This window comes from Plantibacter sp. MCCC 1A11337 (assembly GCF_013349365.1).
Taxonomy (GTDB): Bacteria; Actinomycetota; Actinomycetes; order Actinomycetales; family Microbacteriaceae; genus Plantibacter; species Plantibacter flavus_A.
Genome location: NZ_JABJWX010000002.1, coordinates 433909 through 453448, shown reverse-complemented (window position 1 = coordinate 453448; position 19540 = coordinate 433909). Strand labels below are relative to the sequence as shown.

Here is a 19540-nt window from a genome sequence, read left to right as displayed (position 1 = left end):
ACAGGGGAGAACCATGCGCAGCGACACCGCCCGGCCTGGCGCGTACCATCGTCCACACCGGGACTTCCCTCCCCGGTCGTGGCCCAGACCCCGCCGCCGCTCGAGCCGGCACCCGAATGTCTGGATCGCCGCGGCGGGGCTGGGTCGACGCACCGGGAGCGGGATGGCCATCTTGCGAACGGATGGGCCCTTCCGACGACACAGACCAGGCCCAGCACGTACCATGATGCGTACCGGGCTCCCTCGCCCGGGTGTGGCCCAGACCCCGCCGCCGCTTGAGCCGGCACTCGGGTGCCTGGACCGCGGCGGCGGGGCTGGGACTGCGCATCGGTGACCGCCCCCAGGCCGCACCGGCCGGCCGGGGTCAGGCGCGGTAGTGCGCGGCCAGGCGTTCGAGGCCCTCGTCGATCGAGACCGTCGGCGTCCAGTGCAAGGCCGCGCGGGTCTGTCGCTGGTCGAACCAGTGCGCGGTCGACAGCTGCTCCGCGAGGAAGCGCGTCATCGGCGGCTCATCGGCGCCGGGGCGGATGCTCCACAGGCGCTCGACGAGCCCACCGGCAGCTCGGGCGACGCCGGCGGGGACACTGAAGGCGGGCGGCTTCACGCCGGCAGCACGGCAGATGCCCGCGAGCAGCTCGCCGACCGGACGCGGCTCACCGTTCGTCACCACGAACGCCCGACCGTGTGCCGTCTCCGCGTGTTCGAGCGCCGCCGCGATGGCCGACGCCGCGTTCGCGACGTACGTGCTGTCGATGAGGGCGGTGCCGTCGTCGAGCAGGGGCAAGCGACCGCGGCGCGCACGGTCGACGATGCGCTCGACGAGCTGTGGATCGCCCGGGCCCCAGACGAGGTGCGGCCGCACCACGACGACCGCGAAGCCGCGGCGGTCACGCGCGAGGGCGAGCAGCTCGCCCTGCGCCTTCGTGCGCGCGTACTCACCGCGTGCCGCGTCCGGGTCGGCCGGTTCCGCACCCACACCCACGAGCGCCGAGCCACCGTGCGCGACGGACGGCGAGGAGATGTGGACGAACCGCGAGACGCCTGCGGTCTCGGCCGCGTCGAGGACGACCTCGGCCCCGGCGACGTTGACGTGCTCGAACTCCGCCGGGTCACCCGCCAACGAGACCTTCGCGGCCAGATGCACGACCGCGTCGACACCGTCCATCGCCGACTCGACGACGGCTGCGTCGGTGATGGATCCGCGCACCTCCTCGACGTCGGTGAGCGCCGACGGTCCACGCTGCAACACCCGGACGCGATGTCCGCCACGGAGCAGCTCCAGGGCGACCTCGCGGCCGAGCATGCCGCTCGCACCGGTGACGAGGACGGTCACGGGGTGCTCAGCCGTTCACCGGCCAGGATGCCTTCCGCCCACACCGACAGGCGGGTGCGGTCGATCTTGGAGTTGTGGCGGATGTCGGTCGGCAGCTCGGGGACCACGAAGACGGCGACGAGCGGCTGCGGCGAGGCGTCGCGCACCTGTGCTGCGAGCTGGGCCTCGGCGAGGCGGACGCGCTTCGTGCCCGTGGTGGTCTCGACGATCGCGACGCACTGGCGGAGACCCTCGGGACCGACGCCCACGACGGCGGCGCGGCGGACGAGCGGCACCGTCTCGATCGCCTGCTCAGGTCCGACCGGAGCGATCGGTCCGTCCTGGGTCGCGATCACGTGCGGCAGACGGCCTTCGATCCAGAGGCGGCCGTCGGCGTCGAGATGCCCGACGTCGCCGGTGCGGTGCCAGCGTCCGTCCTCGGCGACGTCGCGGACGGCGGCCCGGTCGGTCAGCCAGAGCCGGTCGTACTGCGACTTGAGGTGCTCGGCCGAGATGATGACCTCGCCGAGGCGGTCCGCGTCCTGCGTCGGCGCACCGGTGGCGCGTCCGGCCTCGTCGAGCGGGCTGATGCGCACGTCGACCCCACCGATGGGCGTCCCGACGCACACCCCCGTGTGCTCGGTGTCCTCGTCGGGCAGCGTGTCGAGGGTGATGTCCGAGACGAGCAGACACTCGGTCATGCCGTACACCGCGTGTGCGGACGCATTGGGCAGGACACCCACGAGTGCCGTGAGGAGCTGGCGGCTGACGGGTGCGCCCGTCGAGAGCACGGTCCTGACGCCCTGGAGCGCCTGGCGGTCCCCTGCGTCGAGCGCATCGGCGGTCGCGACCACGTTCAGGATGGCGGCCGGCGAGAGGAAGACGATGTCGGCGTCCGTCTCGGCCACGGCGGCAGCTACCGCTCGAGCGGTGAGTGTCCGGGGCGCCGAGATGTCCATCTCCGGCGTCGAGGAACGGGCTCCGAGCGCCGGGCCGAGCAGCGCGAACGGCGCGAACCCGGTGACGAGCCCCGAGTCGGCGGTGATCGAGAAGTGCTCCGAGAGGACGTCGCGCAACGACGACAGCTGAGCGTGGGTGTACCTCACGCCCTTCGCCGGGCCGGTCGACCCCGAGGTGTAGAGGATCGCCGCGAGGTCGGTCGGGCCGGGTTCGCCGGGCAGCTCAGGTGTTGCACGGGCGTCGAGCAGATCCTTGAGGCTGTGCGAGACGCCGAGGGCCGTCGCGGTCGCGCCGGGGAGGCGTGCCGCGGAGATCTTCACACCCGGCCAGCCGAGCGCGCGCGCAGCGGCGAGGCCCTTGGTCTCGCCGATGACGTAGGCGGGCCACGCGCCTCGGACCGCACGGTGGAGGCCCTTGACGCCGAGACCGGCGTCGGCGACGACCACGACCGCGCCGATGCGCAGGCAGGCGTAGATCACGGCGGTGAGCGTCGCGCCGGGCGTGACGAGCAGGGACACGCGGTCGCCGCGCCGGACGCCGATGCGGTGCAAGCCGGCGGCCAATCGCGTCACGCGGTCGTCGAGCTGCTTCCAGCTGACGCGGCGGGCCGCACCCGAACCGCGCTGTTCGACGATCGCATCGCTGTCGTCGGTGCGGCGCTCGTCCAACCGCCGCCAGAGCGGTTCGAAGTCGGGCTGCTCGGTCGCAGCGGCAGCGGACTCCACAGGCGTCGCTTCGACCGGCGCGCCCTGCGGCAGCCGGTCGTCGAGCCAGGTGAGCAACGACTCGGCGACCGGGGCGTCCTCGATGACGAGGTGACCCGCGCCGGCGAAGCGGTGGACCTCGGCGTGCGGGAGGCGGTCGGCGAGGTCGTCGAGGTAGCGGTCGCTGAAGATCGGGTCTCGCGGACCCCACAGCATGAGCGCAGGGACGCGGAGCTGGGCGACGTCCTCGGCGAGGCGCTCGAGGCGCGGGAAGCTGACATGCTCCGGGGTCGCCGGGATGTCGGCGACGAACGCGCCGATGCCGCGGCGTCGCGCCGGAGCGGAGTAGGGGCTGCGGTACGCGTCGCGGACGTCGCGATCGAGCGGCGGGGACGCGAGCGACAGCGTCGTGTCGAGGAAGGCGGTCGTCTGCACCGAACCTGCGCCGAGCATGCCGCGAGCGCCGGCGAGCCGCAGTGGCGCGGGGATCGGGGTGCCCTCCGGGTGGTGCACGGCCGTGTTGAGCAGCATCGACCCGACGAGGAGCTCAGGATGCTCGGTGGCCCAGCCGAGGGAGATGACGCCGCCCCAGTCGTGACCGAGGGTGACGACGGGACCGGTGAGGCCGAGCGCGTCGGAGAAGGCTGCGAGGTCGGCGATCCGCTGTTCGAGGGTGCGGGTGACCTCGGTCCGCTCGGACCAGCCCATCTCGAGCTGGTCGACGGCGACGACGCGCCAGGCGGTACCGCCGGCCTGTGCCTGCTCGACGGACCGGGTGATGAGCGAGCGCCAGAGGTAGGACCAGGTCGGGTTGCCGTGGACGGCGAGGACGGTGCCGACCGGCTCGACACCGGCTTCGCTGAGCGCCTCGGCGGTGTCGAGGTAATGCCAGTTCCTCGTCACGCCGTCGTCCGCCAGCCGACCGGGGACGTCGATGCGACGCGAGTACCGCGCGGGGAGGCCAGGCAGACCGGCGGCGCGCACACCCATGGTCCGCAGGCCGACGTTCGCGGCGACCGTACCCGCTACCACGCGAGTTCCATGAGGCCGGTGTTCAACCCCGAGCCGACGCCCATGAGGAGGACGCGGTCGCCCTTGTTCAGGGTCGACTGCTGGTCGGCGAGGGTGATCGGGATGGAGGCCGGTCCGACGTTGCCGAGGTAGGGATAGGTGACCGGTACGCGACTGCGGTCGAGCGAGGCGGCCTTCACCATGGAGTCCGTGTGGATGGACGACACCTGGTGGGTGATGTAGCGGTCCATCTTCGACCACCGCCACGAGTCGCCTGCGGCTTCCTTCCACGCGGAGACGACGAGGTCGAGCCCGCCCTTGAGGAGTGCTCGGGCATCGGTGAACATGCCGTCGACGCTGCCGACGCAGAGGTGGTTGAACTCCGTCGCCGCGCGGGTGACGCCGCCGAGGATGCGGTGCCCCTCGGGGTGGCGGTCGGCCGGCCCGATGACGGCGGCGGCGGCCCCGGAGCCGAGGGTGAGGGACGCGAACTCGCTCATGAAGTCGTCGCGGTCGATGGTGCTGCCGCTGAGGCGCTCGATCGTGTTGGCGTGCACCTCGCTCGCGTCCTCGCCGTTGACGATGAGCGCGTACTCGATCTGCCCGGACTCGATCATCGCGGCCGCCATCGTCATGCCGGTCACGAAGCCGAGACAGGCGTTGGCGATGTCGAAGTTGATGGCCGAGCTCGGCAGGCCGAGGCCGTCGTGGATGCGGACGGCGACGGAGGGCTCGAGGTGCTGCCTCGTCACCGAGGTGTTGATCATGAGCCCGATCTGGGAGGGCGAGATGCCGGCCTCGGCGAGCGCTCGGCGACCGGCCGACACCGTGGCGTCGTCCGAGTTCTCGCCGGGTCCCCAGTGGCGTCGCTCGACGACACCGGCGACGCGTCGCAGGATGCCCTTCGGGAGGCGGGCGCGTTTCATCGCACCCGCGAGACCTTCTTCGATCTCGACCGAGGTCACCACTGCGGACGGCAGCGTGCTCGCCACCGACAACATGGCCACATTGTCGAATCGGGTAGTTGCGTTTCCGGTCACGATTCCTCCGTGCCTCTGACCAGGCAGTCTTGACCGCCAGCGTCTGACGGTACTCCTCTACCCTGAACGTGGACGAATCGTGTCCCCGTTGTTGACAGCGGGTGCCCAGCCCGACAGCGAGACTCGGGCCCGCCGGAGCACCGGTGCAGGCGGGAGCCGCGATCCTGCAATCGGCACTGCCACGCGCGCAGGTCGCCGCAGTAGCCTGTGGGGATGACCACCCGCCGCACCCTCGACCAGTCCTCCAAGCTGAAAAGCGTCCTCTATGAGATCCGGGGGAAGGCCCTCGTCGAGGCCGTGCGTCTCGAGGCCGACGGGCACCGCATCCTCAAGCTCAACACCGGCAACCCCGCCATCTTCGACTTCGAGGCACCGCACCAGATCGTCCGCGACATGATCGCCGCGCTCCCGCACTCGCACGGGTACAGCGACAGCCGCGGCATCCTCTCCGCACGCCAGGCCGTCTCCTACCGCTACGAGGAGATGGAGGGGTTCCCCCGCGTCGACCCGGAGTGGGTGTTCCTCGGCAACGGCGTCTCCGAGCTCATCACGATGACGATGCAGGCCCTGCTCGACGACGGCGACGAGGTCCTCATCCCCGCGCCCGACTACCCGCTGTGGACCGCGATGACGAGCCTCGCGGGTGGCACCCCGGTGCACTACCGCTGCGACGAGGAGGCGGACTGGGCGCCGGACATCGAGGACATCCGCTCCAAGATCACGCCGAACACCAAGGCGATCGTCGTCATCAACCCGAACAACCCCACGGGTGCGGTGTACTCCCGCGAGGTGCTGGAGCAGATCGCCGGAGTCGCACGCGAGCACGGGCTGCTGTTGCTCGCCGACGAGATCTACGATCGCATCCTGTACGACGACGCCGTCCACATCCCGATGGCGACCGTCGCCCCCGACCTCCTCTGCCTCACGTTCAACGGCCTGTCGAAGACCTATCGGGTCGCCGGCTACCGGTCCGGCTGGCTCGTCATCACGGGGCCGCGTGACCATGCGCGCGGCTTCCTCGAGGGCATCACCCTCCTGGCGTCCACGCGTCTGTGCCCCAACGTGCCGGCGCAGCACGCCGTGCAGGCGGCACTCTCCGGTGTGCAGTCGATCGACGCCCTCATCGCACCGAGCGGTCGCCTGCTCGAGCAGCGCGACGCCACCTGGGCCGGCCTCAACTCGATCCCGGGCGTCTCCTGCACCAAGCCCATGGGTGCGCTCTACGCCTTCCCGCGCCTCGACCCGGAGGTCCACGAGATCCACGACGACGAGTTGCTCGTCCACGATCTGCTCGTGGCGGAGCACATCCTGCTCGTCCAGGGCACGGGCTTCAACTGGCCGGACCCCGACCACCTGCGGGTCGTCACCCTGCCGGAGGAGCGCGTCCTCACCGACGCGATCGAGCGGCTCGGCAACTTCCTGTCGTCCTACAAGCAGTAGGCGCAGCGGGCACGCACTCGGCGTCCGGCCTGCTACACCCCGAGGTAGCGACCCGGGCGGTGGTTCAGCGCGAGGATGAGGTTCAGCAGGACCGCGCCGAGCGCCGACACGAGCACGTTGAGCGGCGGCACGGCCACGAGTGACACGAGCACCACCACGGTGTCGACGGCCATGAGGACGTAGCCCGCGCGGACACCGAACCGATCCTGGAGGATCAGCGCGACGATGTTGAACCCACCGAGACTGGCTCGGTGTCGGAACAGGATGAGGATGCCGACGCCGCAGAGCACGTTGCCGACCACGGCCGCGTAGAACGGGTCGATGTGCCCGACCGGCAGGAACAGCGGGTGCACCCCGGACAGGACGGACACGAGCACGATCGCACCGCCGCTCCGCAGCGTGAACACCCAGCCCTTGCCGCGGATCGCGAGCAGGAAGAACGGCAGGTTGATCGCGATGAACAGCACCGGGAACGGCACGGGTGCGAGGTAGCTGACGAGGAGTGACAGGCCGGCCGTCCCGCCGGTCACGGCCGAACCGGCCTTCAGGATGAAGAGGCCGAACGACACGACCGTGACGCCGACGAGCAGCCCGAGGATGTCCTCGACCACCCCGTGTCGGACCGGAGACGGTGCCGGGGCAGGTGTGGAGGGAGCCTGCTGCGCGCTCGACGTCGCGGCGCTCGGCTGCTGGGTGCTCATTCCGCCAACGATGCGTCAGCTCATCGTGTTGCGCAACACGAGTAGAGTGCAATGGTCATCGTGCTCGATTCACAGCCCGAGAGTGAGCAACATGCCTCATCCCGCGACCATCGACCACCTCGACGCGCGCATCCTGACCGCGCTCGACGACGACCCGTCCATGACGGCGCTCGCCCTCTCACGCACCCTCGGCGTCGCGAGGAACACCGTCCACGCTCGCCTGCGCCGACTCGAGACGAGCGGCGCACTTGGCGCTCCGAGTCGCCGGGTGCGACTGTCGGCGCTGGGCTACCCGCTCACCGCGTTCATCGAGATCTCCATCCGGCAGGACCTCGCGAACGAGGCCTACGCGGCCCTCGAGTCGATCCCGGAGATCGTCGAAGTGCACGCGACCACCGGCGATGCCGACCTCTTCGCGAAGGTCGTCGCGCACGACACGGAGGACCTGCACCGCATCGCCGGCGTGCTGCTCGCGGCTCCGGGCGTGGTCCGGACGAACACGAAGGTCTCGCTCATCGAGGTCATCCCCTACCGAGCGTCGACCCTCCTCGATCGCCTCGCCGAGGGGCCGTCAGCGCACTGAAGCCGTCAGCGGGCTGAACGGGCACGCGCCACGGCGGCCGTGCCCGCGGCGATCGCGACGACCGTGCCGTAGCCGAGGACCGTGGTGTGGAGCCCGATCGCCGAGGCGAGGAGACCCGCGATGACGGCCGGGACCCCGAAGGACAGGTAGGCGACGATGTACAGCGCGGCGAACAGCTCAGCGCGTTCGTCCGCCGGCGCAAGCGGGACGAGCGAGGCGATCGTGCCCATGAACGCCGTGCCGAACCCGGTTCCGGCGATCACGACGGCGACCACCGCGATCGGGAGCGACCCGAGGATCAGGGCGACGAGCAGGAGCACGGTCCCGGCGGACAGTGCGGAGGCGCCGTAGACGGCCGCGACGACGGGTCGGCGACGGTGCAGCACCGCGGCGGCGACGGCCCCCGCGGCCGGCAGCAGCCCGATGAGCAGTGCCCCGCCGAGCTGGCCGTCCACGCCGAGCTCCGTGTGCATGATGCTCGGCCCGAGGGAGAGGAACAGGCCGCCGGTCGCCCACCCGCCGAGGACGATCGGGATGCTCACGACGAACAGTCGTCGGGCGTCGACGGGGACGGCTGCGCGTGGTCGGATGGCACGGGCCCATCCGGGAGCGCGGGCGGAGGTCTCCGGCACGATCCAGATGGACGCCGCGATGAGCAGGTAGGCGACCGCCAGCGGCAGGAACGTCCAGCTCGACGGATCGGCGACCGTCTGCAGCAGGACACCCGCGAGGATCGTGCCGGAGGCGAGACCGATCATCGGTGCGATGGCGTTCAGGAGGGTCGCCGCCCGTGGCCGCTCGGGCGGGGCCAGGTCGATGATGGTCGCCGACAGCGTGGAGAGCAGCGCCCCGCTGGCAAGACCTTGGAGCACGCGCGCGAGGTACAGCAGCGCGCCGGAGTCGACGTGCCAGAGGAGCAGCATGCTCGCGGCGAGCACGACGAACCCGGCGGCGATCACCGGGCGGCGTCCGAGGTGGTCCGAGATCGAGCCGATCGTGAGGAGCGCGACGAGCAGGGCGAGCGCGTAGGCCGAGAAGGCGATGGTGACGCCGATCGGTCCGATGCCGAGTCGCTCCTGGAGCTCCGGGTAGAACGGTGAAGGAGCGCTGGCGCCGGCGAGCATGAGCGTGCTGCCGAGTCCCGCGAGGACGAAGCCGAAGCGGCGACGCGGAGTCGCCGGCACGGCGGCGGCCGCGGTGGGCATGGGTCGGGTCGAGGGTGACGGGGTCGTCGTCTGCACGGGGCGGGCATCCTTTGGTTCCAAAAATATCGAACGATTGGACGATACGCGCTTTCCACCGATTGTTCAACTATTATCGAACCGTGCCTGCACCCGCCGATCTCACGCACCCCGACCGCGAGGCGATCGAGCTGCCGGCCGTGCTCTTCGCGCTCAGCGATCCCGACCGGCTCGAGATGGTGCGGCAGCTGCGGGACGGCCCGATGGACGCCGCGAACTGCACGGCCCTCGACCCCGCGATCCCGAAGTCGACGAAGTCCCACCTCATGAAGGTGCTCCGCGAGGCCGGCGTCATCAGGAACGAGCCGAACGGTCGCCACCGCACACTCACCCTGCGGCGCGACGACCTCGACACCCGGTTCCCGGGCCTCCTCGACGCCGTCCTCGACGCCGACTGACCGGCACTCCCACCCCTCGGGTTCGCAGCCCGTGGACGGGAACTGCCAGAATTGTCGGCGCGGTGATCCACCGCACACAGGGACAGGGGGCTGGGGAACATGGGAACGCTGCGATACGGGAACGAAGCACTCGAACTCGAGGACCGGACCCTCGCCCACGTGCAGATGGTCGTCGTCTCCAAGCTCCGCAAGGGTGAGGCGTTCCTCCTCTCGTGGACCATCGACCCCGCACACGGCTCGGGCCGCTACGCGATCTGGATCGAGACCGGCGTCCCCATCGTCTTCCGGTTCACCGGTTCCCGCCCGGTCTCGCTCAACCGCGCCTGGTTGCAGGCCATGCTCGACCGCACCTACACGCCGGCGGGGCTCGAACTCATGCCGGAGACCGACTACCCGGAGCTTTCCGCCGACAACTGAGGCACAGCCACCGGTGCGGTCCCGAGTAGCACAAGCGATCCGACCGTTCAAGCATCGGCCGTCCGACACGTGCTCGATTACCATCGGATCATCGAAGGTCGGGGACTTCTGAGAGTCGGCTCGAGCGGTGCCTGGAGGGCCCGCAGCGCGCGGTCGAAATCGTCGAAGACATTCGGAGGCGGGTCACACGGATCAGACCGTGCGGCCCGCCTCGCTGTTTCACATGAGGCCAGGTGGAGCCGGCCGAGTGGCCCGCCGGCTCATCGACGGCTCGGCGCCACCGTTCAGTGCTGCGGCTGCCCCTCGGGCTCGGTGCGGTCGATCGAGTCGACGGCCTCGCGCATGCGGTCGAGGAAGTCGACGATGCCGGCCGCCATCTCGGGGTCGATCCCGGTGGTGGCCTCCATCATGCGGTGGTGCATGTGACTGAGCGTCTTGCGGACCTCGGCGTCGGCGTAGTCGGTGGTCGAGACCGTGACGCGACGGCGATCGGTCTCACTCGGCTGCCGGACGACGTGACCGGCCGCTTCCAGGCGGTCGAGCATGACCGTGACCGACGAGGTCTTGATGCCGAGGTAGGCACCCAGATCGGTCGGACTGACCGACCGGTGCTCCTGCTTGGCCCGCAACATGAAGCGCAGGGCCAACAGGTCGTTCTCACCCATGTGCATCTCGTCGCGCGTGCGACGACGCATGGCGGCCTCCGCCGCGCGGTACAGCCGCATGGCTTCGAGAATGTGGCGGCCGCGCTCGTGCTCGTCCTGCTCGTACCAGTAATGCTGCGCTTCAACGGCTTGGGCGGTCATGAAGTTCAACAGTAGTGGTTCTCGTAACGAGTTTGTCTAGCGGAGTCCGAATCGCAATGTCAAGTGGGGTTCATGCAGACGCATGAATCGCTAGATTCTCTAACAACACGACAGTTGAGCAAGGAGAAATCATGAGCACGGTGTTGGAGCGAGGCACGACGACCACGGTCGCCTGGGCTGAGCCGGACGCGACCCTCTGGGTCGCCTCGATCGACGGCGAGTACGCCGGCATGGTCGAGTTCCGGGACGGCCGCTTCGTCGCCGCCTCGAGCACCGGTAAGGACCTCGGGGTCTTCGTCTCCCTGCTCCGTGCCAAGGAGGCGGTGGAGAACGGCCCGGCGAAGACGCTCCAGTTTCCGTACGTCGCCACGGTCGCCGCGTCCGCGATCGTGTCCGCGACCGCCGTCGCCTTCACCGCGTTCGCCGTCCTCTAGCCACACCGTGAAGCGCTCGCTCGAGGTCCTCTCGGACGGCATCCTCGCCGAGCGCGCGGCCGACGGAGACGTCACCGCCTTCGAAGTCCTCGTCTTCCGGCACGGTTCCCTCATGCGTGCCTACGCCGTCCGCGTGCTGGGCAACCAGTCGGAGGCGGAGGACGTCGTACAGGACGTCCTCATCCAGGCGTGGGGTCAGCTGGACCGACTGAACGACCCGAACGCGGTGAAGTCCTGGCTGATGCGCATGGTCTCGAACCGGGCGATCGACCGCATCCGGCGCCGCCGCGAGCACAGCGAGATCGAGGATTGGAATGCACCCGCCCCGTCCCATCAATCCCCGGAACGGGTCGTCGAGGTGCGCATGCAGATGAGCGCACTCGCTTCGGTCCTGGACCGACTCCCCGCCATGCAGCGTGAGTGCTGGATGCTGAAGGAGACGGGCGGGCTGTCGTACGTCGAGATCGCCGAGTCGCTCGGGGTCCCGGCGTCGACGGTGCGCGGGCAGCTCGCGCGGGCCAGACAGACCGTCCTGCGGGAGATGGAGGTGTGGCGATGAACGACGACGACCACGAGTCCATGCTCGACGGCCTGGCAGGTGCCGACCTCGACGGGCACACCATCGACGAGCTCTCCGACTACCTCGACAGCGGCCGCGAGCCCCTCGACCCCGACATCGAAGCCTCCCCCGGCTGCCAACTCGCCCTCGACGCCCTCCTCCGGCTGCGCACCCAGACCTGGGCGCTGCTCAAGTCGGAGGCGGCGACGCACTCCGAACAGGACCGCTCCTGGATGCACGCGGTGCTCCAGAACATCTCGCTCGAGGCGCACGCCGGTCGGGACATCCCGCTCAGGCACCCGGACCCGGAGGTGCACCTGCGCATCACGGAAGGCTCCGTCCGCACCCTGATCCGTGGGGTGGGCGACAGCGTCGGCGGGGTCATCGTCGGTCGGGTCCGCCTCGACGGCGATGTGACGACCCTGGACGCGCCCATCACGGTGTCGATCACCGCCTCGGCCGCGTTCGGCAACAACCTCGGACGACTGTCGCAGCTCATCCGGGATCGCGTCGTCGCGGAACTCTCCACGCACACCGAACTCAACGTGGTCGCCGTCGACGTCACGATCATCGACATCCACACGCAGCGCGTCGCCCGGCCGGAGGACTCCTGATGGACACCGATGCCGCACTCTCGCAGCAGCTCACCGCCGTCGTCGCATCGACACCGGGGGTCACGACGGTCTACGCGACCGGGTCGCCGATCCGTGTGGTCCTGCGGACCGTCGCCGATGCGGTCGGTCCTGACGACGAGACGTCCGCGAAGGTGGCCGTCGGTCGCGAAGCAGACGGTGCGCTGACGATCGGCGTGACCATCGGCGTGACCGACGGCGCTCCGGTCCCGGCGACCCTCCGTCTCGTCGGCGATGCGATCCGCGGGGTGCTCGCGACGTCGAGGGAGGGGACGCCGATCCATGAGATCGACGTCCGCGTCTGCCGGATCGAGGACGCAGCACCGCTGGGAACGCCGCTCACCGGCTCGGCGACCACGCTGTAGACGCCGTCAGACGGGCGCCGGCTCCTGCTGCGCCGTGGGTGCCGTGCCGGTCGTCCGCGCACGGTGGCGACGTTCGATCGCCTGGCCGACATAGCTCGCCACGATGATCAACGCCGCACCGAGCACACCGAGCGGGCCGATCACCTCCCCCGCGATGAGCACGCCGACGAGGAGCGCCCAGACGGGTTCCGTCCCCATGAGGATGCTCGCGCGCGAGGCCGAGGTCCGCCGCACCGCCCACAGCTGGACGACGAAGGCGAACACGGAGCACAGGAGACCGAGGAACAGCACGTCCAGCCATCCGCGCAGGTCGAGCCGGGTGACGGCCGCGGCGAGCCCGTCACCGGCGATGAGGCTGAACGCGCCGGCGCACACGAGCATCTGGACGAAGACCACACCGAGCGTGCTGTCGGTGCGGCCTCGGGTCAGATGCGCGCTCGACGTCACGTGCACCGCGCGGACGACGGCGGCGGCGATCACGAGCGCGTCCCCCGCGGTGGGTGCGCGGAGGCCGCCGTCCGACACGAGCAGCGCGACACCGACCACGGCTGCGACCGCGGCGACGAAGTAGGACCTCGGGAGCCAGGACCGCGAGGCGACACCGTCGAGCACCGGCGTCATGACGAGCGCGAGGCTGATGAGCAGCCCGGCGTTCGTCGCCGAGGTCAGGTGCACGCCCCACGTCTCGAGGCCGATGATCGCGGCCTGCGAGCAGCCGAGTGCCGCCGCGATCAGCAGACCCCGTCCGCGCGGGAGGCGCTCCCGCCGCACGAGGCAGATGAGCCCGATGGCGATCACCGCCACCAGGAAGCGCAGGGCGACCGCGGCCGGCACACCGGTGACGGCCGCGAGGTCCTTCGCCGCGAGGAAGCTGGCGCCCCAGACCGCTGCGACCCCGACGAGCAACACGTCGACGACGAGTTCGGAGGGTGCGCGGCGGGCCATGCCGCTACTCTCAAGGAGACGGACACGATAGAACAACGGCCAGTGTCTGGATCGACGATGAAGGAATCACTTATGGATCCTGCCCGCCTCCGGCTCCTCCGCGAACTCGGCGACCGCGGGAGCGTCGCTGCGGTCGCCGCGGCCATGCACGTCAGCGCCTCGGCCGTGTCGCAACAGCTCGCTGCGCTGCAGGCCACCATGCCGGTGCCCCTCACCGAGAAGCACGGGCGTCGCCTCGTCCTCACCGAGGCCGGCGAAGCCCTCGCCATCGCCGCCGCGCGCGTGGAGGAGGCACTCGCCGAGGCCAGGGACGCCGTGGACTCCTTCCTCCAGCACGAGCAGCGCCCCGTGAGCGTCTCCGCGTTCCACAGCGCTGGGCTGGCGTTCTTCGGACCACTGCTCGCGGGCGGCCCCGTCCCCGGAGTCGATGCGACCGGTCCGGTTCCGCGGCTCCTCCTCGCCGACGCCGACGTCGCGCAGGACCGCTTCGCGGGTCTCACCGCCGACTACGACCTCGTCGTCGCCCACCGCCTCCCGCACGAGCCGGCGTGGCCGCTCGACCGCCTCGTCGTGACGCCGCTGCTCGTCGAGCCCCTGGACATCGCGATGCACGAGACGCATCCGCTGGCCGCACAATCGGAGGTACGGCCGGAGGATCTGCGGGACGAACGCTGGATCTCGACGCACGAAGGGTTCCCGCTCGCCGGCGTCCTTCACCATCTGGGCGCTCTGAGCGGACGGGCGCCGCGGATCGACCACCGCATCAACGAGTTCTCGGTCGCCGCCCAGGTCGTCCGCACCGGAGCTGCGATCGCCGTCATGCCGCGCACCACGGCGGCGCCGTTGGCCGTCGACGGCATGATCCTCCGACCGGTCGCCGGCGCGGTCCTCGTCCGGCACGTCGACGTCCTGGCCAGACCGGAGGCGATGGCGCGGTCCGCGGTCCGGTCGGTGCTCGCCAGTCTCCAGCGCGTGGCCGCCGACGCGGCACGCTGAGCTCGTATCAGCCCTCCGACGAGACGTCCACCCCCAGTCGCCCGACGTCCGGGAGGCGCAGGGTGGACGGACAACGACGAAGGAGCATCCATGCGCGCACTCACGTACCAGGGTCGCCGGTCGGTGTCGGTCGAGACCGTCCCGGACCCCGCGATCACCGCCCCCACCGATGCGATCATCCGTGTCACCTCGGCAGCCATCTGCGGCTCCGACCTCCACCTCTACGAACTGTTCGGCCCGTTCCTCGACCGCGGTGACGTCCTCGGCCACGAGACGATGGGTGTCGTCGAGGCCGTCGGCTCCGAGGTCACCCGCGTCGCGGTCGGCGACCGGGTCGTCATCCCCTTCACCATCGCGTGCGGCGAGTGCTTCATGTGTCGCAACGGGCTGCAGTCGCAGTGCGAGACGACCCAGGTGAAGGAGCACGGCAGCGGCGCCTCCCTGTACGGCTACACGAAGCTCTACGGCCAGGTGCCGGGCGGACAGGCCGAGTTCCTGCAGGTCCGGCTCGCCGACGCGAACTGCATCGTCGTCGGTCGCGACCTGCCCGACGAGTCCTACCTCTACCTGAGTGACATCCTCCCGACCGCCTGGCAGGGCGTCGACTACGCCGGGGTGCCGGACGGCGGCTCGATCACCGTGCTCGGCCTTGGCCCGGTCGGCCAGCTCGCGGCTCGCATCGCCAAGCACCGCGGTCTCGAGGTCTTCGCCGTGGACCCGGTGCCGGAGCGCCGTGCCCTCGCCGAGCGCCACGGCATCCGTGCCCTCGACCTCTCGGACGACCTGGTCGCGGAGCTCCGCGACGCCACCGGTGGACGCGGCCCGGACGGGGTCGTCGACGCCGTCGGCATGGAGGCCCACGGGTCGCCGATCGCGGCTGCGGCACAGACGGCCGTCGGCGTGCTGCCCGACGCGCTCGCGCGACCGGCCATGGAGCACGCCGGCATCGACCGGCTCGCCGCCCTGCACACCGCGCTCGAGCTCGTCCGCCGTGGCGGCGTCGTGTCCCTGAGCGGCGTCTACGCCGGTGAGGCGGACATCATGCCGATGAAGTCGATGTTCGACAAGCAGGTGTCGCTCCGGATGGGTCAGTGCAACGTCGCCCGCTGGATCCCGACGCTGCTCCCCCTCGTCGAGGACAGCACCGACCCGCTCGGCGTGCTCGACCTCGCGACCCACCGCGTGCCGCTCGCCGAGGCTCCGGCGATGTACGAGACCTTCCAGAAGAAGGAGGATGGCTGCATCAAGGTCGTCCTGAAGCCGTCGGCGTAACCGCCCACTGTACGAAACGACCCGCGCCGATCATTCGGCGCGGGTCGTTTCGTGTCAGGCGGTCAGCAGTGCGTCAGAGCCCGGTCACCAGTCCGTCGGACCGGCGCTCCCCGCCTCGTACTCCTCGAGCGGCGTCTCGCCGGCGGCCCAGGCGGTGACGACCGGGGTGACGATGCGCCAGCACTGCTCGGCGATGTCGCCGCGCACCGACAGCAGCGTGTTCTCCTGCAGGAGGCCGGCGAGCACCTGCGCGTAGGCGCTCAGGGTCGCGGCACCAGGGTCCGCCTCGAGCTCGACCCGGCGCAGGCCGTCGACGTCATCGGCCCCGGTCACGATGAGGTCGAGGTGCACCGCACCGCCCTTGAGTGACATCCGGAGGACGGTGTCGGCGTGTCCGTCGGGAGCGTCGAGCCCCGTCGGCGCGGCCGAGCGGCGGAAGTGGACGGCGACCTCGCGGCGCGGGTCGCCGATCCCCTTGCCGGAGCGCAGGACGAACGGCACCCCCTGCCAGCGCGGGGTGTCGACCTGGAGCAGGAGCTGTGCAAGCGTCTCCGTCTCACGGGAGGCGTCGACGTCGGGCTCGTCCACATAGGAGGGGAAGAGCCGGTCGCCGACCCGACCCTCGGTGTACCGGGCGCGACGGGCGGTCGACGGATCGTCCTTCCACAACCGGACGGCGCCGAGGACCTCGGCGATGCGGTCGTGGACGTCGGTCGGCGTCACCGCGTCCGGCCGCTCCATCGCGGTGAGCGCGAGGACCATCAGCAGGTGGCTCTGCAGCATGTCGCGGAGCGCGCCGGTCTGGTCGTAGAACGCCGCACGACCCTCGAGCCCCAGCTCCTCGTCGTAGAGGATCTCCACCTTCTCGATCTGTTCCGCGTTCCAGCCCGCCTCGAGGAGTCGGTTGCCGAAGCGGAGGCCGAGCATCCCGAGGACGGTCGCGTTGCCGAGGAAGTGGTCGATGCGCCACAGACGCTCCTCCGGCACGACGTCGGCGAGCGCCGCGTTGAGCGCCTGGGCGTCGGCGAGGTCGTCGCCGAAGGGCTTCTCGATGGCGATGAGGAGGTCGTCGGGCAGGTCGATCTGCGCGAGCGCCTCGGCGACCTTGCGCCCGGCGGACGGCGGGAGCGCGATGTAGAGGATCGGTGAGCCGGTGCAGGCGTCGAGCAGTGCACGCAGTTCGTCGGGGTCGGAGGCGTCGGTCGGGATGAACTCCGTCGTCGACACCAGTGCGTCGACGGTCCGGGCCCCGATCCCGGCGTCCTCGAGGCTGGCACGGACGGTCGCGCGCCACTCCTCGTTCGGCTGCGGCGTGCGGGCGGCACCGATGATCTGTAGCGAGATGTCGCGTGCGGCGTCGACGACCTCGCCGAGGCCGGGGATCAGGAGCCGCTTGGCCAGGTCGCCGTTGGCACCGAGGATCGCGATGGTGCGCTTCGTCGGTTCCAGCGACTCCGCGTCCGGGATGCCGGGTACGGTGTCGGGATCGGGCTGGGTGGTGGTGTCGGACTGGTCGCTCATGGTTCCATCCTGACCGAGCGCCGGATGATCGTCGTGGGGTTGCGCACGCCCGCACCCCGGTCACCGACCCCCACTCGGTCACCGAGCCCCACTCGGTCACCGAGCCCCACTCGGTCACCGAGCCCCACTCGGTCACCGAGCCCCACTCGGTCACCGAGCCCCACTCGGTCACTGAGCTTGTCGAAGTGCAGGGACCGGAACGCCGCCCGCGCTACGCCGAGTCGCGGACCACGAGTTCCGTCGGGAGCGTGATCGCCGCGGGCCGCTCGCCCTCGATGACCTGGAGGAGCAGTCGCACCATCTCGGCGCTGATCCGCTCGAACGGCTGACGCATCGTCGTGAGGGCGGGATCGGTGCCGACCGCGATGCTCGAGTCGTCGAAGCCGCCGACGGCGACGTCCTCCGGCACGCGTCGGCCGGCGGTACGCAGAGCGTCGATGGCGCCGGCGGCCATGCGGTCGTTGGCCACGAAGACGGCGTCGATCGTCGGATCGGCCTCGAGCAGCGCGCTCATCGCCGCTTCACCGCTCGCACGGCCGTAGTCGCCGTGCCGGACGAGCCGGTCGTCGAACGCCTCGCCGAGTTCGAGCCGGTAGCCCTCGAGTCGTGTGACGCCGCCCGGGGTGTCCTCGGGTCCGGCGATCGTCGCGATCCGCGTCCGGCCGAGCCCACGCAGGTGCGCCACCATCTCGCGGGCGCCCTCGAGGTCGTCCGCGGCCACGTACCCGAGGCGCTTCTGGAACCCGAGCGGGATGCCGCACGCGATGGCCGGGACCTTCGAGTCCACGATGTCGCTGATGAGCCGCTGTCCGCTGTGCGCCGAGACGAGCAGCACGCCGTCGACGTGACCCGCCTCGATGTAGGCGAGCGCGCGCTCCTGCTCGGCAGCGCTGCCCGCCATGATGAGCACGAGCGACAGCTGCCGTTCGGCGAGCGCCTGCGCGGCCCCCGTCAGCAGCATCGAGAAGTTCGGGTCCTCGAAGAGCAGCTGGTGGTCCTCGGTGAGGAGGAACGCGACCGATCCGGTGCGGTTCGTCGCGAGGCTCCGCGCGTGCGGGTTCACGCGGTAGCCGGTCTTCCGGATCGCCGCGTCCACCGCCGCCTTCGCGTCCTGGCTGACCCAACGCCCGCCGTTCAGCACCCGCGACACCGTGCCGCGGGAGACACCGGCGGCCTCCGCGACGTCGTCGATCGTCGGGCGCCGACGGGACGGGACGGTGGTCATCCCGTCAGCCTAGTGCTGAGGCTTCGCGCACGACGGCGGCACCTTCTGCTGCCACCGTGCGGGCCACGGCGGCTCATGCCTTCACGGCACCGGCCGCGAGGTCCACCCGCCAGAAGCGCTGCAGGATGAGGAAGATCAGGATGAGTGGCACGATGGCGAGCAGGGCACCCGTGATCACGAGGGTGTACAGCGCGGGGGCGGAGGCCCCCTGGTTGAGCAGCCCGTTGAGGCCGACGGTGATCGGGAACAGCGAGTCGTCGCCGAGCATGATGTACGGCAGCATGAAGTTGTTCCAGATGGCGACGAACTGGAACAGGAAGATCGTGACGAGTCCGGGCAGCATCATCGGCATCGCGATGCGTCCGAAGATGCGGAACTCGCCCGCGCCCTCCGTCCTGGCCGCCTCGATGACGTCGGTCGGCACCGCTGCGGCCGCGTAGATGCGGGCGAGGTAGATGCCGTACGGGCTGATGATCTGCGGCAGGAGCACACCCCAGAAGGTGTTCGTCAGCCCGACGTTCGCCAGCAGGAAGTACTGCGGGATCGCGAGGATGACCCCCGGCACGAGCACGCCCATGAGCAGGATGCTGAAGACGGTGCGCTTGCCCGGGAAGTCGAACTTGGCGAGCACGTAGCCCGAGATCGCGGAGACCCACGTGGAGGCGATCGCACCGATGCCCGCGTAGAGCGCGGTGTTCACCATCCAGCGCCAGAAGAGTCCGTCGCGGTACTGGGTCAGCTCGACGATGTTGTCGAACAGATGGGTGCTCGGCACGAGCGTGAAGGTGGAGAACAGTTCGCCGCTGCTCTTCGTGGATGCCATGAGCACCCAGAAGACGGGGAAGAGGCAGTAGATCGCGCCGAGGATGAGGATGCCCGTCGAGATGCCGCTGGGCCGGTCGGAGCGCATGGTCGTGCTGCCGGCGCGTTCGCGGCGTCGCGCACCGGCGGGTCGGTCGATTCGAAGCGTGGTCATGG

General features: G+C 70.5%; 20 protein-coding genes. 10 read left to right on the top strand and 10 right to left on the bottom strand.

The window, feature by feature from the left end; all coding sequences use genetic code 11:
• Positions 1 to 364: 364 nt before the first annotated feature.
• The 3 genes from HOW07_RS09450 to HOW07_RS09440 are packed head-to-tail and all read right to left on the bottom strand — an operon-like array spanning position 365 to position 4988.
• The gene (locus tag HOW07_RS09450) at positions 365 to 1333 is read right to left on the bottom strand and encodes an NAD-dependent epimerase/dehydratase family protein (protein WP_175116757.1); all 969 of its coding nucleotides are present in this window, start codon (positions 1331 to 1333) and stop codon (positions 365 to 367) included.
• A complete protein-coding gene (locus tag HOW07_RS09445; protein WP_371743629.1) occupies positions 1330 to 4008 on the bottom strand; it encodes an alpha/beta fold hydrolase in 2679 nt (892 codons plus the stop codon). The genes HOW07_RS09450 and HOW07_RS09445 overlap by 4 nt, the downstream gene beginning before the upstream one ends.
• Positions 4002 to 4988 (bottom strand): 3-oxoacyl-ACP synthase III, encoded by a 987-nt coding sequence (locus HOW07_RS09440; RefSeq protein ID WP_064295813.1) that lies wholly within the window; start codon positions 4986 to 4988, stop codon positions 4002 to 4004. Before HOW07_RS09440 ends, HOW07_RS09445 begins: the two co-directional genes overlap by 7 nt.
• A gap of 252 nt (positions 4989 to 5240) precedes the next feature.
• Between HOW07_RS09440 and HOW07_RS09435 the strand changes: the two genes are divergently transcribed.
• Positions 5241 to 6467 carry a pyridoxal phosphate-dependent aminotransferase gene (locus HOW07_RS09435; RefSeq protein ID WP_064295812.1) on the top strand — a complete coding sequence of 409 codons (1227 nt, stop codon included), beginning with the start codon at positions 5241 to 5243 and terminating at the stop codon, positions 6465 to 6467.
• A 32-nt stretch (positions 6468 to 6499) separates the two neighbouring features.
• Here the strand turns inward: HOW07_RS09435 and HOW07_RS09430 are convergent, their stop codons facing one another.
• On the bottom strand, positions 6500 to 7168 hold the full coding sequence (locus HOW07_RS09430; RefSeq protein WP_175116756.1) for a YitT family protein: 669 nt from the start codon (positions 7166 to 7168) through the stop codon (positions 6500 to 6502).
• A gap of 91 nt (positions 7169 to 7259) precedes the next feature.
• Between HOW07_RS09430 and HOW07_RS09425 the strand changes: the two genes are divergently transcribed.
• A complete protein-coding gene (locus tag HOW07_RS09425; protein ID WP_121293135.1) occupies positions 7260 to 7751 on the top strand; it encodes an Lrp/AsnC family transcriptional regulator in 492 nt (163 codons plus the stop codon).
• A gap of 5 nt (positions 7752 to 7756) precedes the next feature.
• Here the strand turns inward: HOW07_RS09425 and HOW07_RS09420 are convergent, their stop codons facing one another.
• Positions 7757 to 8992, bottom strand: a complete 1236-nt coding sequence (locus HOW07_RS09420; RefSeq protein ID WP_217485244.1) for an MFS transporter — start codon at positions 8990 to 8992, stop codon at positions 7757 to 7759.
• A gap of 83 nt (positions 8993 to 9075) precedes the next feature.
• On the opposite strand from HOW07_RS09420, the gene HOW07_RS09415 reads away from it, so the two are divergent.
• On the top strand, positions 9076 to 9390 hold the full coding sequence (locus tag HOW07_RS09415) for a helix-turn-helix transcriptional regulator (RefSeq protein ID WP_079000723.1): 315 nt from the start codon (positions 9076 to 9078) through the stop codon (positions 9388 to 9390).
• Between the two features lie 99 nt (positions 9391 to 9489).
• The gene (locus tag HOW07_RS09410; RefSeq protein ID WP_121293133.1) at positions 9490 to 9807 is read left to right on the top strand and encodes a hypothetical protein; all 318 of its coding nucleotides are present in this window, start codon (positions 9490 to 9492) and stop codon (positions 9805 to 9807) included.
• Between the two features lie 284 nt (positions 9808 to 10091).
• Here the strand turns inward: HOW07_RS09410 and HOW07_RS09405 are convergent, their stop codons facing one another.
• Positions 10092 to 10613, bottom strand: coding sequence for a MarR family winged helix-turn-helix transcriptional regulator (locus HOW07_RS09405; RefSeq protein ID WP_175116755.1), 522 nt, complete (start codon positions 10611 to 10613; stop codon positions 10092 to 10094).
• Positions 10614 to 10744: 131 nt separating this feature from the next.
• Between HOW07_RS09405 and HOW07_RS19395 the strand changes: the two genes are divergently transcribed.
• Genes HOW07_RS19395 through HOW07_RS09385 form a run of 4 tightly spaced genes read left to right on the top strand, consistent with a single transcriptional unit; the run spans position 10745 to position 12603 of the window.
• Positions 10745 to 11047: a hypothetical protein gene (locus tag HOW07_RS19395; protein WP_071261404.1), complete on the top strand. Its 303-nt coding sequence runs from the start codon at positions 10745 to 10747 to the stop codon at positions 11045 to 11047.
• Between the two features lie 7 nt (positions 11048 to 11054).
• Entirely contained in the window at positions 11055 to 11606 is a 552-nt protein-coding gene (locus HOW07_RS09395) for an RNA polymerase sigma factor (RefSeq protein WP_064295806.1), read from the top strand.
• Positions 11603 to 12220 (top strand): hypothetical protein, encoded by a 618-nt coding sequence (locus HOW07_RS09390; RefSeq protein ID WP_121293288.1) that lies wholly within the window; start codon positions 11603 to 11605, stop codon positions 12218 to 12220. The genes HOW07_RS09395 and HOW07_RS09390 overlap by 4 nt, the downstream gene beginning before the upstream one ends.
• Positions 12220 to 12603 carry a hypothetical protein gene (locus HOW07_RS09385; protein ID WP_175116754.1) on the top strand — a complete coding sequence of 128 codons (384 nt, stop codon included), beginning with the start codon at positions 12220 to 12222 and terminating at the stop codon, positions 12601 to 12603. Before HOW07_RS09390 ends, HOW07_RS09385 begins: the two co-directional genes overlap by 1 nt.
• A gap of 6 nt (positions 12604 to 12609) precedes the next feature.
• Here the strand turns inward: HOW07_RS09385 and HOW07_RS09380 are convergent, their stop codons facing one another.
• The gene (locus HOW07_RS09380; RefSeq protein WP_175116753.1) at positions 12610 to 13548 is read right to left on the bottom strand and encodes a DMT family transporter; all 939 of its coding nucleotides are present in this window, start codon (positions 13546 to 13548) and stop codon (positions 12610 to 12612) included.
• Positions 13549 to 13620: 72 nt separating this feature from the next.
• Here HOW07_RS09380 and HOW07_RS09375 point away from each other — a divergent pair, with 72 nt between their 5' ends.
• Both HOW07_RS09375 and HOW07_RS09370 read left to right on the top strand, forming a co-directional pair.
• Positions 13621 to 14544 carry a LysR family transcriptional regulator gene (locus tag HOW07_RS09375; protein WP_175116752.1) on the top strand — a complete coding sequence of 308 codons (924 nt, stop codon included), beginning with the start codon at positions 13621 to 13623 and terminating at the stop codon, positions 14542 to 14544.
• A 90-nt stretch (positions 14545 to 14634) separates the two neighbouring features.
• Positions 14635 to 15816 (top strand): alcohol dehydrogenase catalytic domain-containing protein, encoded by a 1182-nt coding sequence (locus tag HOW07_RS09370; RefSeq protein ID WP_175116751.1) that lies wholly within the window; start codon positions 14635 to 14637, stop codon positions 15814 to 15816.
• Between the two features lie 84 nt (positions 15817 to 15900).
• Here HOW07_RS09370 and HOW07_RS09365 read toward each other — a convergent pair whose 3' ends face one another.
• The 3 genes from HOW07_RS09365 to HOW07_RS09355 form a co-directional block, all read right to left on the bottom strand.
• Positions 15901 to 17337, bottom strand: a complete 1437-nt coding sequence (locus HOW07_RS09365) for a glucose-6-phosphate dehydrogenase (RefSeq protein WP_079000708.1) — start codon at positions 17335 to 17337, stop codon at positions 15901 to 15903.
• Between the two features lie 211 nt (positions 17338 to 17548).
• On the bottom strand, positions 17549 to 18562 hold the full coding sequence (locus HOW07_RS09360) for a LacI family DNA-binding transcriptional regulator (protein WP_175116750.1): 1014 nt from the start codon (positions 18560 to 18562) through the stop codon (positions 17549 to 17551).
• A 73-nt stretch (positions 18563 to 18635) separates the two neighbouring features.
• Entirely contained in the window at positions 18636 to 19538 is a 903-nt protein-coding gene (locus HOW07_RS09355) for a carbohydrate ABC transporter permease (RefSeq protein ID WP_158596641.1), read from the bottom strand.
• Between the last annotated feature and the right edge of the window lie 2 nt (positions 19539 to 19540).

What these genes read in the sequence shown, in the direction of transcription:
- HOW07_RS09440 (WP_064295813.1), bottom strand. Translation starts at nt 4,988, where the DNA reads ATGTTGTCGGTGGCGAGCACGCTGCCGTCCGCAGTGGTGACCTCGGTC.
- HOW07_RS09435 (WP_064295812.1), top strand. Translation starts at nt 5,241, where the DNA reads ATGACCACCCGCCGCACCCTCGACCAGTCCTCCAAGCTGAAAAGCGTC.
- HOW07_RS09430 (WP_175116756.1), bottom strand. Translation starts at nt 7,168, where the DNA reads ATGAGCACCCAGCAGCCGAGCGCCGCGACGTCGAGCGCGCAGCAGGCT.
- HOW07_RS09425 (WP_121293135.1), top strand. Translation starts at nt 7,260, where the DNA reads ATGCCTCATCCCGCGACCATCGACCACCTCGACGCGCGCATCCTGACC.
- HOW07_RS09410 (WP_121293133.1), top strand. Translation starts at nt 9,490, where the DNA reads ATGGGAACGCTGCGATACGGGAACGAAGCACTCGAACTCGAGGACCGG.
- HOW07_RS09405 (WP_175116755.1), bottom strand. Translation starts at nt 10,613, where the DNA reads ATGACCGCCCAAGCCGTTGAAGCGCAGCATTACTGGTACGAGCAGGAC.
- HOW07_RS19395 (WP_071261404.1), top strand. Translation starts at nt 10,745, where the DNA reads ATGAGCACGGTGTTGGAGCGAGGCACGACGACCACGGTCGCCTGGGCT.
- HOW07_RS09390 (WP_121293288.1), top strand. Translation starts at nt 11,603, where the DNA reads ATGAACGACGACGACCACGAGTCCATGCTCGACGGCCTGGCAGGTGCC.
- HOW07_RS09385 (WP_175116754.1), top strand. Translation starts at nt 12,220, where the DNA reads ATGGACACCGATGCCGCACTCTCGCAGCAGCTCACCGCCGTCGTCGCA.
- HOW07_RS09380 (WP_175116753.1), bottom strand. Translation starts at nt 13,548, where the DNA reads ATGGCCCGCCGCGCACCCTCCGAACTCGTCGTCGACGTGTTGCTCGTC.
- HOW07_RS09375 (WP_175116752.1), top strand. Translation starts at nt 13,621, where the DNA reads ATGGATCCTGCCCGCCTCCGGCTCCTCCGCGAACTCGGCGACCGCGGG.
- HOW07_RS09370 (WP_175116751.1), top strand. Translation starts at nt 14,635, where the DNA reads ATGCGCGCACTCACGTACCAGGGTCGCCGGTCGGTGTCGGTCGAGACC.
- HOW07_RS09365 (WP_079000708.1), bottom strand. Translation starts at nt 17,337, where the DNA reads ATGAGCGACCAGTCCGACACCACCACCCAGCCCGATCCCGACACCGTA.
- HOW07_RS09360 (WP_175116750.1), bottom strand. Translation starts at nt 18,562, where the DNA reads ATGACCACCGTCCCGTCCCGTCGGCGCCCGACGATCGACGACGTCGCG.
- HOW07_RS09355 (WP_158596641.1), bottom strand. Translation starts at nt 19,538, where the DNA reads ATGACCACGCTTCGAATCGACCGACCCGCCGGTGCGCGACGCCGCGAA.